Here is a 14068-nt window from a genome sequence, read left to right on the forward strand (position 1 = left end):
ATGTCGGAGACCTTCGCCGCGCGGATCGCGCAGCTGCCGCCGGAGCGGCGCAAGCTCCTGCTGGAGCGGCTGGCAGGCGAGCGGCGGCCGCGCGCGCCGCGCACCGGGGAGCCGTCGGCCCTCTCCTTCGCGCAGGAACGGCTGTGGTTCCTGTGGTCCATGGCGCCGGACAGCTCCGCCTACAACGCCCCCGCCGCGGTACGGCTGCGCGGCCCGCTCGACGCCGAGGCGCTGGGCCGGGCGGTCGACGGGGTGGTGGCCAGGCACGAGATCCTGCGCACCCGCTACGTCGCGGAGGGCGGCGTGCCCGCCCAGGTCGTCGACCCCGCCGCCCCTGTCGGGCTGCCGGTCGTCCCGGTGACGGAGGGCGAGCTGCGCCGGCTGGCCGACCGCGAGTGCGCGGCCCCGTTCGACCTGGAGCGCGGTCCGGTGCTGCGCGCCACGCTGTTCAGGCTGGCGCCGGACGACCACGTGCTGCTCCTGGTCCTCCACCACATCGCCGCCGACGGCTGGTCGCTGCCCATCCTGTGGCGGGAGCTGGACGCGCTCTACCGCGGCCAGGACCTGCCCGCGCTGGAGATCCAGTACGCCGACCACGCCCACCGCCAGCGTGCCGAATCCGGCGGCGACGGGCTGGACCACTGGTGCGGCCAACTGGCCGGGGTGGAGGAACTGGCCCTGCCGCTGGACCGGCCGCGCCCCCCGGAACCCGCCCACCGGGGGCAGCTCGTGCCGGTCCGGGTGCCTGACGACAGCGCCGCGCGGCTGCGCGAGCTGGCCAGGCGGAACGGCTCGACCCCGTTCATGGTGCTGCTCGCCGCGGTCCAGGCACTGCTGTCGCGGGTGACCGGTCAGCACGACATCGCCGTGGGCACCCCCACGGCGGGACGGGATCGGCAGGACGTCGCGCCGCTGATCGGCTTCTTCGTCAACACGCTGGTCGTCAGGACCGGCACGGCCGGCGACCCCACCTTCCGCGAGCTGCTGGCCAGGACCAAGGAAAGCGTCCTGAACGCCTTCGCCCACCAGCACATCCCGTTCGAGCGCGTCGTCGAGCGGCTCAACCCGGTGCGCGAGGCCGGGCGCAACCCGCTGTTCGACGTCATGGTCACCGGCGACAGCGACGCGGCGGGCGCGCGGCCCGAGCTCGGCGGGCTGGCGGTGGAGCCGTACCCGTGCGACGGCGGCGGCGCCCTGTTCGACCTGACCTTCAGCCTGGACGACTCCTTCGCGGGCACGCTGGAGTACGACGCGGAGCTGTTCGACCCGGGCACCGCCGAGCGCCTGGCCGGCCGGCTGGCCGAGCTGCTGCGGCAGGCCGCGGCCGACCCCGACCGCCCCGTCTCCGCGTACGACCTGATCAGCGAGGCCGAACGGCGGCGGCTGGCCGGATGGAACTCCACCGGGCTCGCCTTCGATCCGGAGACCGGGCTGGAGGCGCGCTTCGAGGCCTGCGCCGACGCCGCGCCCGGCGACCTGGCCCTGCTGTGCGGCGCGGAGCGGCTGACCTACGGCCAGGTGGAGGAGCGGGCCAACCGGCTCGCCCACCTGATCGCCGAGCTCGGCGCCGGGATCGACGACGTGGTGGCGGTCTGTGTGGGCCGCGGCCCCGACTCGGTGATCGCCCCGCTGGCCGTGCTCAAGGCGGGCGCCGCCTTCTTCCCCGTCGACCCCGACCAGCCCGCGGACCGGCTGGCCGCCATGTTCGCCGGGGTCGCCCCCGCGGTCGTGCTGACCGGGCCCGGCTTCGGCGCGGATGTCCCGCCGGGGCTCTGGCGCGTCGCCGACGTCGCCGGGGCGGCCGGGCGGCCCGCGCACCGGCCCGGACGGCGGGTGCACCCCGACGCGCTGGCCTACGTCATCCACACCTCGGGCTCGACCGGCACGCCCAAGGGCGTCATGGGCACCAGGAGGGGCCTGGCCAACCTCCGGGCCGACTGGGCCGCCCGCGAGCTCGCGGTCCGCCGCTGGCTGACGGTCGCCAGCCCGTCCTTCGACGTCTTCCTCGGTGACGTGGTCAGGAGCCTGACCTTCGGAGGGAGCCTGGTGATCGCGCCGCGCGCCCTGGCGCTCGACCCGGCCGCGCTGGCCGGCGCGCTGGCCGCCGAGCGGATCGAGGCGTTCGACAGCATCCCCGCCGTCCTGCACGGCCTGGCGGGACACGTGGCGGCCGGTGGACCGGAGCTGCCCGAGCTGCGGCTGCTGGTCTCCGGCGGCGACGCCCTGCCGGTGGCCGACTGCGACGCCCTCATGGCGACGTTCGGCCCCCGGGTGCGGGTGCTGAACGCGTGGGGCGCCACCGAGACCACCATCGACAGCACCATCCACGAGGCGCGCCGGGGCGCCCGCACCGTCTCGGGGATCGTGCCCGTCGGCCTCGCCGCCGCCAACACCGCCGTCCACGTGCTCGACGAACACGGCCGCCAGGTGCCGATCGGCGTCGTGGGGGAGCTGCACGTCGGCGGCCCCGGCGTCGCGCGCGGCTACGCGAACCAGCCCGCCGCGACCGCCGCGAGCTTCGTGCCCGACCCGTTCGCCGCGGCGCCCGGCTCACGCCTGTACCGGACGGGGGACAGAGGGCGGCGGCTGCCCGACGGCAGCATCGAGTTCCTCGGCCGTGACGACGACCAGGTGAAGATCCGCGGGCACCGGGTGGAGCCCGGCGAGGTGCGCGCCGTCCTGCGCGCGGATCCCGCGGTGGCCGACTGCCACGTGCTGGCCTGGCCGGACGGGCGTGACCACCGCCTGGTCGGCTACGCCGTGCCGGACGGCGCAGCGGACGCCGCCGCGCTGCGCGACTTCTGCAACGAGCGGCTGCCGCGGCCGATGTGGCTGTCGTCCGTGGTCCTGGTGGACGAGCTGCCGCGCACGCTGAGCGGCAAGGTCGACCGCTCGCGCCTGCCGGACCCGGGCCCGGGGACGCAGGGCAGGCGGGCCGCCTACGAGGCGCCGCGCACGGAGCTGGAGGTGGCCGTGGCCGCGATCTGGCGGCGCGTGCTCGACCTCGACGGCACTCCCGGCGCCGAGATCGGCGCGCACGACGACTTCTTCGACCTCGGCGGCCACTCCATGCTCGCCACGCGGCTCCGGTTCGCGCTGCGGCAGGAGCTCGGCGCCGACCTCCCGGTCACCACCGTCTTCGAGGCGCCGACCGTGGCCGCCATGGCCGCCCGCGTCGCCGCCGCCCGCCCGGCGCCCGCCCCGATCGAGCCGGCACCGCGCGTGAGCGCGCTGCCGCTGTCGTTCGCGCAGGAACGGCTCTGGTTCCTGTGGAAGCTCGCGCCCGGCAGCACCGCCTACAACATGCCGGTCTCGGTACGGCTGCGCGGCCCGCTCGACCGGGCCGCCCTCGCCCGCGCGCTCAGCGGCGTCGTCGCCAGGCACGAGATCCTCCGCACCCGCTACGTCGAGACCGACGGCCGGCCCCGCCAGGTCATCGACCCGCCCGCCCCTGTCGAGCTGGGCGACGGGCTCGACGACGCCCTGGAGCGGCCCTTCGACCTGGAGCACGGACCCGTGCTGCGGGCCAGGCTGCACCGTGAGCCGGACGGCGCGCACGTGCTGCTGCTGGTCTTCCACCACATCGCCTGCGACGGCTGGTCGCTGCCCGTCCTGTGGGACGAGCTGGCCGCCCTCTACCAGGGCCGCGAGCTGCCGCGACTCGACGTCCAGTACGTCGACCACGCCGTCCACCAGCGGTCCGCGGCCGAGCCGGGAAGCCTGGAGCACTGGACGGCCCGGCTGGCCGGCCTGGAACCACTCGACCTGCCCGCCGACCGGCCGCGCTCGCACACGGTCGCGGGGCACGGCGACCACGTCCCGCTCGACCTGCCCGCCGACGGCATGCACCGGCTCGCCCGCGAGCACGGCGTCACCGTCTACATGGTGCTGCTCGCCGCCGTGCACGCGCTGCTGTCGCGGCTGACCGGCCGGCACGACGTCGCCGTGGGCACCCCGGTCACCGGCCGCGACCACCCCGCCACCGAGCCGCTGATCGGCTTCTTCGTCAACACCCTCGTGCTGCGCGGCGACACCACGGGCGACCCGGACTTCGCCGAGCTGCTGCGGCGCACCAGGCGGACCGTCCTGGAGGCGTTCGCCCACCAGGACACCCCGTTCGAGCGCATCGTCGAGCGGCTCAACCCGGTGCGCGTGCCCGGCCGCAACCCGCTGTTCGACGTGCTGGTCACCTACTCCAAGGAGGAGCGCCGCGACGTCTGGACGCTGCCCGGCCTGGACGTGGAGCGCCTGGACACCCGGGTGCCCACAGCCCAGTTCGACCTGACCTTCGCCGTGCACGAGACCGGCGGCAGGCTGCACGGCGCGCTGCACTACGCGTGCGAGCAGTTCGACCGGCCGACGGCCGAGGCGATGGCGGCCCGGCTGACGCGGCTGCTCGGCGCGGCCGTCGCCGGACCGGCCGAGCCGGTCTCGCGGCTGCCGCTGCTGAGCGCCGAGGAGAGCGGCTGGGCGGAGGGCCCCCGCCGCGACGCGGACCCCGAACCGCTGCCGCACGTCTTCTCCGGCCATGTCGCGCGTACGCCGGACGCCCCGGCGCTCGTCGCCGGAACGGCCACGTGGACCTACGCCGAGCTCGACCGCGAGGCCAACCGGATCGCCCACCACCTGATCGCGGCGGGCGCCGGACCGGAGAGCGTGGTCGCGCTCGCCCTGCCGCGCTCGGCCGAGCTGATCGCCGCCATCCTGGGCGTGCTCAAGGCCGGCGCCGCCTACCTGCCGCTCGACGTGAGCCACCCCGCCGAGCGCGTCGCGTCGACGCTGCGCGACGCCCGGCCCGGGCTCCTGCTCACCTGCCGCGCGGCGGACGTGCCGTACGAGCGCAGACTGCTGGTGGAGGAGCTGGGCGGCGGACCCGACCACGATCCGGGCACGCCGCTGACGCCGGAGACCGCGGCCTACGTCGTCCACACCTCGGGCTCCACCGGCACCCCCAAGGGCGTCGTGCTGGAGCATCGCGGTCTGGCGAACCTGACGGCCAACCTGGGGGAGCGGCTGGACGCCGCGGGCGGGCCCGCGCACCGGGTGCTGCAGCTCGTCTCTCCCGGTTTCGACGTGATGGTCTCCGAACTGGCGACGGCGTTCACGCGCGGCGGCTGCCTGGTGGTCGCGCCGGCCACGTACACCGGCGAGGAGCTCGGCGCCTTCCTGCGGGAGCAGCGGATCAGCCTGGCCCACGTGCCGCCCGCGATCCTGGCCACCGTGCCGCGCGAGCCGTTCCCCGACCTGCGCGTGCTCGTCGTCGGCGGCGAGGGCTGCCCGGCCGGGCTGATGGAGTGGTGGTCCACCGGCCGCACGATGATCAACGCGTACGGTCCCAGCGAGGTGACCGTCGACGCGACCGCCTGGCGCTGCGAGCCGGGCACCATGCTCATCGGCCACCCGCTGCCCCGCGTCCAGGCGCACCTGCTGGACGCCGCCCTCCAGCCGGTGCCCCCCGGCAGCCGCGGCGAGCTGTACGTCGGCGGCCCCGGCGTCGGCCGCGGCTACCTCGGCAGGCCGGGGCTGACCGCGGCGCGCTTCGTCGCCTGGCACGGCGGCGCCCGCCTCTACCGGACCGGCGACCTGGCCCGGCGGCTGCCCGGCGGCGCGCTGGAGTTCCTCGGCCGCGCCGACGACCAGATCAAGCTGCGCGGCCACCGCATCGAACCGGCCGAGATCGAGCACGCGCTGGGCCGGGCGCCCGGCGTCACCTCGGCGGCGGTGATCTCCCGGGGCGACCAGCTGATCGCCTACGTCGTGCCCGCCCGCGCCAACCCGGCCGCCGTCATGGCGCACGCCCGCACCCAGCTGCCCACCCACCTGCTGCCCGCGGCGATCCTGCCGCTGGACGCGCTGCCTCTCACCCCCAACGGCAAGCTCGACAAGGCCGCCCTGCCCGAGCCGCCGGCCACCCGGCACCGGCCGCCCCGCACGCCGCGCGAGGAGACGCTGCTGCGGCTGTTCAACGACACGCTCAACGCCACCCACCTGGGCATCGACGACGACTTCTTCGCCAACGGCGGCCACTCCATCCTGGCCACCCGGCTGATCAGCCGCATCCGCGGCGCGCTGAGCGCGACGCTGACCATCCGCGACCTGTTCGACCATCCGACCGTGGCGGGGCTGGCGGAGGTGCTGCGCGAGGACGCCAGGCCCGCGCTGCGCCCGATGGCCAGGCCTGACCGGCTGCCGCTGTCCTTCACCCAGCGCCGCCTGTGGTTCCTGAACCGGCTGGAGGACGCGGGCGACCACGCCCAGAACACGCTCACCTGCCTGCGGCTGCGCGGGCCGCTGGCCACCACCGCGCTGGCCGCCGCGCTCACCGACGTGGTGGCCAGGCACGAGCCGCTCCGCACCGTCTTCCCCGAGGACGCCAGCGGTCCGTACCAGCGGATTCTCGCCCCCGCCGTCCTCGGCCTGGCCCCCGAGCCGGTCACCGAGGACGACCTGCCCGGCCTGCTGACCGACGTCGCCTCGCAGGGCTTCGACCTGACCCGCGAGACGCCGCTGCGCGCCAGGCTCTTCCAGCCGGCGGCGGACGAGTACGTGCTGCTCCTGGTCGTGCACCACATCGCCTGCGACGGCTGGTCGATGGCGCCGCTCGCGCGCGACCTGGCCGAGGCCTACCGCGCCAGGCTGGAGAACCGGGCTCCCGGCTGGCGGCCGCTGCCCGTGCGCTACGCCGACTTCGCGCTCTGGCAGGACCCGGGCGACGACCACCTGGACTTCTGGCGCACCACCCTGGAGGGCCTGCCCGACCAGCTGGAGCTGCCCACGGACCGGCCGCGCCCGGCGATCGCCAGCTACCGCGGCGACACCGTGCCCTTCACCATCCCCGCCGGGGTGCACGGGCGCATGGCCGAGGTGGCGCGCGAGCACGGCGTCAGCCTCTTCATGGTCACGCAGGCGGCGCTCGCCGCGCTGCTCACCCGGCTGGGCGCGGGGAGCGACATCCCGATCGGCACCGCGGTGGCCGGCCGTACGGACGAGAGTCTCGACGACCTGGTCGGCTGCTTCATCAACACGCTGGTGCTGCGCACCGACACCTCGGGCGACCCGAGCTTCGGCGAGCTGCTCGCCCGGGTGCGGCACGCGAACCTGGCCGCCTACGAGCACCAGGAGACCCCGTTCGAGCGGGTCGTCGAGGCGGTCAACCCGACCAGGACGCTCGCCCGCTTCCCACTCTTCCAGGTGCTGCTGGTCTTCCAGAACAACGCCGCCGCCGACCTGTCCTTCCCCGGCGTGCGCTCGGCCCACGAGCCGGTACGGCACGGCACCGCGGACTACGACCTGACCCTCGACGTCATCGAGCGCTACGACGAGTGCGGCCGCCCCGAGGGGATGGACGCCTACCTGGAGTACGCCGTCGACCTGTTCGACCGCTCGACAGCCGAGTCCATGGCCGAGCGCCTGCTGCGCCTGCTGGAGGCCGCCGTCGAGGACCCGGGCACCCGCGTCGGGGCGCTGCCCGTGCTCACGTTCGACGAGCTGGAGCTGGAGTTCGCCCGCTCGCGCGGTCCCCGGATCGAGCCGCCGGAGCTGACCGTGCCGGAGAGCTTCGCACGGCAGGCCGCCAGGACCCCGGACGCCGTCGCCGTCGTGGCGGGTGACCGCCGGTGGAGCTTCGCCGAGCTCAACCGCCGGGCCAACGCCATCGCCCACCACCTCCGCGCCCGGGGCGCGGGACCGGAGCAGCTGATCGCGCTGGCGCTGCCCCGGGGCGCCGAGATGATCGCGGCGGTGCTGGGCGTGCTGAAGGCGGGCGCCGCCTACCTGCCGCTGGACCTGGAGCACCCGGCGGAGCGCATCGCCTACACGCTGGACGACGCGCGACCGCTGCTGGTGCTGGCCACGCGGGAGAGCGCGGTGCCGTACGAGCGGACCGCGCTGCTGGAGGAGGTGCCCGACGGCCCCGGCCACGACCCGGGCACGCCGCCGCGCCCTGGGCACGCCGCCTACGTCATCTACACCTCCGGCTCCACCGGGCGGCCCAAGGGCGTGGTGCTGGAACACCGCGGCCTGGCGCACCTGCTCGGCGCGCACCGGCACGGGCTGTTCACCGCGGCCCGCGGCGAGCGGCTGCGCATCGGCTTCGTGGTGCCGCTGACCTTCGACACCTCGTGGGACTCGATGCTGTGGCTGATGGACGGCCACGAGCTGCACGTCATCGACGACGTCACCCGCCGGACGCCGGAGGACCTGGTCGACTACATCGACGTGCACCGCATCGGCTTCGTCGACCTCACCCCCGTCTTCATGGAGCAACTGGTCGCCGCCGGGCTGTTCGCGCCGGGCAGGCACCACCCGAAGGCGCTGATGGTCGGCGGCGAGGCGGTCTCGGCGGGGCTGTGGCGGTCGATGCGGGAAGCGCCCGTCACCGACAGCTACAACTACTACGGCCAGACCGAGTGCACCAACGACAGCACCGGATACCGGGTGCGCGACGGCGACATCCCGCTGATCGGCCACCCGCTGGCCAACACCGAGGTGCTGCTGCTCGACGACAACCTGCTGCCGGTGCCGCCCGGCGTGCGCGGCGAGCTGTACATCGGCGGCCCCGGCGTCGGCCGCGGCTACCTCGGCCGGCCGGGCCTGACCGCCCAGCGCTTCGTGGCCGCCCCCGGCGGGCGGCGCTGGTACCGCACGGGCGACCAGGCCAGGCGGCGGGCCGACGGCGCGCTGGAGTTCGTCGGCCGGGCCGACAACCAGGTCAAACTGCGCGGCCACCGCATCGAGCTGGCCGAGATCGAGAACACGCTCGGGCAGGCGCCCGGCGTCGCCCAGGCGGCGGTCATCGTCCGCGACGACCAGCTCGTGGCCTACGTGACCCCCGAGCACGCGGACCCGGCGCGGCTGCACAGCCACGCCCTGGCCCACCTGCCGACCCACATGCTGCCCGCCGCCTACCTGCCGCTGCCCGAGCTGCCGCTCAACGCCAACGGCAAGCTCGACCGCCGGGCGCTGCCGGAACCGCCGCGCACCGGGCACAGGCCGCCGCGCACCCCGCGCGAGCACACCCTGCTCGGCCTGTTCACCGAGGTCCTGGAGCGGCCGGAACTCGGGGTCGACGACAACTTCTTCGCCGCCGGCGGCCACTCCATCCTGGCCGCCCGGCTGATCAGCAGGGTGCGTTCGACGCTCGGCGCCTCGCTCAGCATCCGCGACCTGTTCGCCGCGCCCACGGTGGCCGAACTGACCGAGCGCCTGTCCGGCGGCGGCGCCGGCGACGACCCGTTCGACGTGCTGCTGCCGCTGCGGCCCTCGGGCACGCTGCCGCCGCTGTTCTGCGTGCATCCGGTCGGCGGCGTCAGCTGGTGCTACAGCAGTCTGCTGCCGCACATCGAGCCGGACCGGCCGGTCTACGGCCTGCAGGCCACCGGACCCGACCAGCCCGGCTCGGTGGCCGAGATGGCCGAGCGCTACCTGGAGGTCATCCGCCGCGTGCGGCCGGAAGGGCCCTACCACCTGCTCGGCTGGTCGTTCGGCGGCCTGGTGGCGCACGCCATGGCCGAGCGGCTGCCGGGTGAGGTCGGGCTGCTGGCCCTGCTCGACGGCTATCCCGCCTTCTCGGGCGCGGAGCGGCCGGGCATCGAGGACGCCGCCGAGGCCCGCGCCCTGCTCATGGACTCCGTCGGCTACGCGGCCGACCTCGACGAGGAGCTCGTCGCGTCGATGACGGAGACCGTGCTGCGCAACTCCAAGCTGCTCGACACCCACCGGCCCGGCCGCTACGACGGCGACGCTCACCTGTTCGTCGCCACCCGGACCTGGCCGGCCGGGCTGTCGGCGGCCGGGATCTGGGCGCCGCACGTGGCGGGACGGCTGGCCGTACACGAGATCGACTGCGACCACGACGCCATGGCCAGGGCCGAGGCGATGGCCCTGATCGGGCCGATCGTGGCCGGACACTGCCGGGAGGCATGAAGCGATGTTCAAAGTCGTCGTCAACCACGAGGAGCAGTACTCCGTCTGGCCCGAGGGCCGCGACAATCCCGCCGGCTGGACCGACGAGGGGGTCCGCGGCAGCCGTGAGGAGTGTCTGGAGCACATCTCGGCCATCTGGACCGACATGCGGCCGCTCAGCCTGAGAGGACAGCACTGATGATCAACGACGTGGTGATCGTGGGCGGCGGGACCGCGGGCTGGATGACCGCCACCTACCTCAAGAGGGCCTTCGGCGACCGGGTCTCCGTCACCCTGGTCGAATCGCCCCGAATCCCCACCATCGGGGTGGGCGAGGCGACCTTCAGCACCGTCCGCCACTTCTTCGACTATCTCGGCCTCGACGAGCGGGAGTGGATGCCGCAGTGCTCCGCCTCCTACAAGCTGGCCATCCGCTTCCAGAACTGGCGCGGCGACGGCACCCACTTCTACCACCCGTTCGAGCGGCTGCGGGTGAGCAACGGGTTCACCCTCGCCGACTGGCACCTGCAACTGAACGGCGCGGCCGAGCCGTTCGACCGGCACTGCTACCTCACCCCGTGGCTGTGCGAGGCCCGGCGCTCGCCGAGGCTCCTCGACGGAAGCCTCTTCGCCTCCGGGCTGGACGGCTCGCTGGGCCGCTCCACCCTGGACGAGCAGCGGGCCCAGTTCCCGTACGCCTACCACTTCGACGCCGCGCAGCTCGCCGCCTACCTCACCGGCATCGGCGTACGGGGCGGCGTGCGCCACGTGCTCGACGACGTCACCGCGGTCGGCCGGGACGAGCGGGGCTGGATCAGCCACGTCTCCACCAAGGAGCACGGCGACGTGACCGGGCAGCTCTTCGTCGACTGCACCGGCTTCCGTGGCCTGCTGATCAACCAGACGCTCGGCGAGCGCTTCCGCTCCTTCACCGACGTGCTGCCCAACAACCGCGCCGTCGCGCTCCGCGTCCCGCGCGAGGAGCAGGAGCTGATCAACCCGTACACCACGGCGACGGCCATGGACGCGGGCTGGATCTGGACCATCCCGCTCTACGGCCGCAACGGCACCGGCTACGTCTACTCCGACGAGTACTGCTCCCCGGAGGAGGCCGAGCGCACGCTGCGCGCCTTCGCCGCACCCGGCCGCGACGACCTGGAGGCCAACCACATCCGGATGCGGATCGGCCGCAACGAGCGTTCCTGGGTCGGCAACTGCGTCGCGGTCGGCCTGTCCAGCGGGTTCGTCGAACCCCTGGAGTCGACCGGCATCTTCTTCATCCAGCACGCCATCGAGCAGCTGGTCAAGCACTTCCCCGACGAGCGGTGGGAGCCGCGCCTGATCGACGGCTACAACGACAGGGTCGCCAGGGTGATCGACGGGGTGCGGGAGTTCCTGGTGCTGCACTACCGCGCCGCCGCCCGCGCCGACACGCCGTTCTGGAAGGAGACGAAGGTCCGCCCGATCCCGGAGTGGCTGGCCGGGTTCCTGCCGGTCGCGGCCACCCGGCTCCCGGACGAGAGCACGATCTACCCCTACTACCACGGGTTCGAGCTCTACTCGTGGATCACGATGCTGCTCGGCCTGGGCCACTACAAGCCCGGCCCGCGCCCCGCGCTCGCCCATCTCGACCCCGCGGGGGCCAGGGCGGAGTTCGCCGACCTGCGCGCCGGGGCCCAGCGGATGGCGGCGGCGCTGCCCGCCGCCCACGAGTACCTGACGAGCTTGCGTTGACCCCGCTCGCCGAGTCCTGCCGCGCGTTCATGAGCGCCTATCCGACGGGCGTGGCGGTGGTGACGGCGATGAGCTCGGACGGCGAACCCTGCGGGCTCACCTGCTCCTCGCTGATCAGCGTCACGCTCACCCCGCCGACGCTGCTGGTCAGCATGAACGTGCACAGCCGCACCCTGGCGGCCACCGTCGACGCCGGCGGATTCGGCGTCAACCTGCTGCCCGCCAGGTCGCGGCCGGCCGCCGAGCTGTTCTCGTCGCTCACCGCCGACCGGTTCTCCGCAATCCGGTGGGCTCCCGCGGGACCGCGGCGGCTGCCCCGGCTGGAGGAGGACCTGCACGGCTGGGCGGAGTGCGCGGTGGAGCAGGTCCTGACCGTCGGGGACCACGCGGTCGTGCTCGGCCGGGTGGTCGACATCGCCAGTGACCCCGAATCCCCGCTCATGTACGGCTTCCGGGAATACGCCACGTGGCACCGGGACGCGGAAAGGACCCTTCGTGCTTGACATCGCCCTGGTCAACATGCCGTTCGCCGACCGCAGGCGGCCGTCGTTCGCGCTGAGCCAGCTCTCCTCGCTGGTGCAGCGCGACTTCGGCGACGAGGCCAGAGTACGGGTCTGCTACCTCAACCACGACGTGGTGCGCTTCTTCGGCGCCGAGCTGTACGACGCCGTCGCCGAGGGCATGGAGCACCACGTCGCCGGCATCGGCGACTGGCTCTTCCGCCAGGTCGCCTTCCCGGACGCGCCCGACAACGGCGAGGAGTACTTCAGCCGCTACTTCGCCGGCCCCGCGCACGCGGCTCTGCGGGCCCGGCTGATGCGGCACCGCGAGCGGCTGGGCGAGTTCTGCGCCCACCTGGCGGAGAAGTACCGGCTGGCCGAGGCCGACGTGGTCGGGTTCAGCTCGATGTTCATGCAGACCGTGCCCAGCCTGGCCATGGCGGCCGTCGTCAAGGAGCGCTCTCCCGGCACCGTCACGGTCATGGGCGGCGCCAACTGCGAGGCGCCGATGGGCGCGGCCCTCGTGGAGCACGCCGGTCAGCTCGACTACGCCTTCTCGGGCCCCGCCCTGCGGAGCTTCCCCCGCTTCCTGCGCGCGGTGATCGACGGCGACGAGGAGACCCCGCACCGCATCCCCGGCGTCGTGTCGCGGCGCAACTGCCAGGAGGATCGCTACCGGCGGGCCATCGGCGCCGACACCGACATCGACGACTGCCTGGAGCCCGACTACGCCTCGTTCGTCTCGTCCTTCGACGAGCTGACCGCGGCCGTCGAGGACAAGGTCGAGCCGATCCTGTTCTTCGAGACCTCGCGCGGCTGCTGGTGGGGTGAGCGCTCGCACTGCACGTTCTGCGGGCTCAACGGGCAGGGCATGGCCTATCGCGCGATGGCGCCGGACCGGGCCGTCGCCCAGTTCGAGCGGCTCTTCGAGTACGCGCCCTGGTGCACCGTCTACTCCTGCACGGACAACATCATGCCGCTGGAGTACCTCACCGAGGTCCTGCCCCGGCTGCGGCCGCCCTCCGGCGCGTCGATCTTCTACGAGGTCAAGGTCGGCCTCGACCAGCAGGACATGAGCGAGATGGCCAGGGCCGGCGTCGACCGGATCCAGCCCGGCATCGAGGCGCTGTCGACGGGCACGCTGAAACTGATGAAGAAGGGCTCCTCGGCGTTCCAGAACATCCAGTTGCTGAAGAACTGCGTGCGGTACGGCATCGCCCCGGCGTGGAACCTGCTCATCGGCTTCCCCGGCGAGCCGGAGTCGACCTTCGCCAAGTATCTCGACGACCTGCCGTCGCTGGCCCACCTGCCGCCGCCGGAAGGCGTCTTCCCGGTACGGTTCGACCGCTACAGCCCCTACTTCAACCAGGCCGGCGACTTCGGCCTCGACCTGCACCCGGTGGACCACTACCGGCTCACCTACCCCTTCCCCGAGGAGTCGCTGAGCCGGCTGGCCTACTACTTCAACGACCGGGCCGTCGCACCGTACATGATCGGTGTGGCCAGGTGGATCCGGCCGCTCACCGCGGCCGTGGCCGACTGGTCACGCGGCTGGGAGGACGGCGACCCGCCCGTCCTGCGGCTGGAGGAGGAAGCCGGGTCGTGGTTCGTGCGCGACTCCCGCCCGGGGACGGCGTCCCGGTACGCGCTGGACGAGGCGGTGGCGCGCACGCTGCTCGTCCTCGAACGCCCCACCCGCGTGGACCGTCTGACCCCCGAGCAGGCCGGGCACCTCGGCGAGCTGCGCGAGCGCGGTCTGATCTTCACCGAGGGGGAGCGGGCGATGAGCCTCGTGCTGGCCGAGACCGGAACCGATCCGATGCCCCGGCCGAGGCGCTCACTGGTCAGCTCCCGCCGCCGGCCGCTCGTGCTGACGACCGGCTAGACGGCATCTTTGTGCCAGTCACGCGGCCGGGCCCGCCGGGCCTGCG

At 74.0% G+C, this 14068-nt stretch carries 5 protein-coding genes; all 5 read left to right on the forward strand.

Features of this window, described 5'->3' with window-relative positions:
• From FR742_RS08115 to FR742_RS08135, 5 genes are read left to right on the forward strand one after another with little or no spacing between them, the layout of a single operon-like run.
• Positions 1–9924, forward strand: coding sequence for a non-ribosomal peptide synthetase (locus FR742_RS08115; RefSeq protein WP_187281041.1), 9924 nt, complete (start codon positions 1–3; stop codon positions 9922–9924).
• Between the two features lie 4 nt (positions 9925–9928).
• Positions 9929–10102, forward strand: coding sequence for an MbtH family protein (locus tag FR742_RS08120; RefSeq protein ID WP_148030373.1), 174 nt, complete (start codon positions 9929–9931; stop codon positions 10100–10102).
• Positions 10102–11637 (forward strand): tryptophan halogenase family protein, encoded by a 1536-nt coding sequence (locus FR742_RS08125; RefSeq protein ID WP_148030374.1) that lies wholly within the window; start codon positions 10102–10104, stop codon positions 11635–11637. Before FR742_RS08120 ends, FR742_RS08125 begins: the two co-directional genes overlap by 1 nt.
• Complete coding sequence (locus tag FR742_RS08130; protein WP_148030375.1) at positions 11634–12140, forward strand: flavin reductase family protein; 507 nt, start codon at positions 11634–11636, stop codon at positions 12138–12140. The genes FR742_RS08125 and FR742_RS08130 overlap by 4 nt, the downstream gene beginning before the upstream one ends.
• Positions 12133–14022: a RiPP maturation radical SAM C-methyltransferase gene (locus FR742_RS08135; protein WP_148030376.1), complete on the forward strand. Its 1890-nt coding sequence runs from the start codon at positions 12133–12135 to the stop codon at positions 14020–14022. The genes FR742_RS08130 and FR742_RS08135 overlap by 8 nt, the downstream gene beginning before the upstream one ends.
• Positions 14023–14068 lie beyond the last annotated feature (46 nt).

Origin of the sequence: Nonomuraea sp. C10 (genome assembly GCF_008017515.1) — a bacterium.
Classification (GTDB): Bacteria; Actinomycetota; Actinomycetes; order Streptosporangiales; family Streptosporangiaceae; genus Nonomuraea; species Nonomuraea ferruginea.

What these genes read in the sequence shown, in the direction of transcription:
- FR742_RS08115 (WP_187281041.1), top strand. Translation starts at nt 1, where the DNA reads ATGTCGGAGACCTTCGCCGCGCGGATCGCGCAGCTGCCGCCGGAGCGG.
- FR742_RS08120 (WP_148030373.1), top strand. Translation starts at nt 9,929, where the DNA reads ATGTTCAAAGTCGTCGTCAACCACGAGGAGCAGTACTCCGTCTGGCCC.
- FR742_RS08125 (WP_148030374.1), top strand. Translation starts at nt 10,102, where the DNA reads ATGATCAACGACGTGGTGATCGTGGGCGGCGGGACCGCGGGCTGGATG.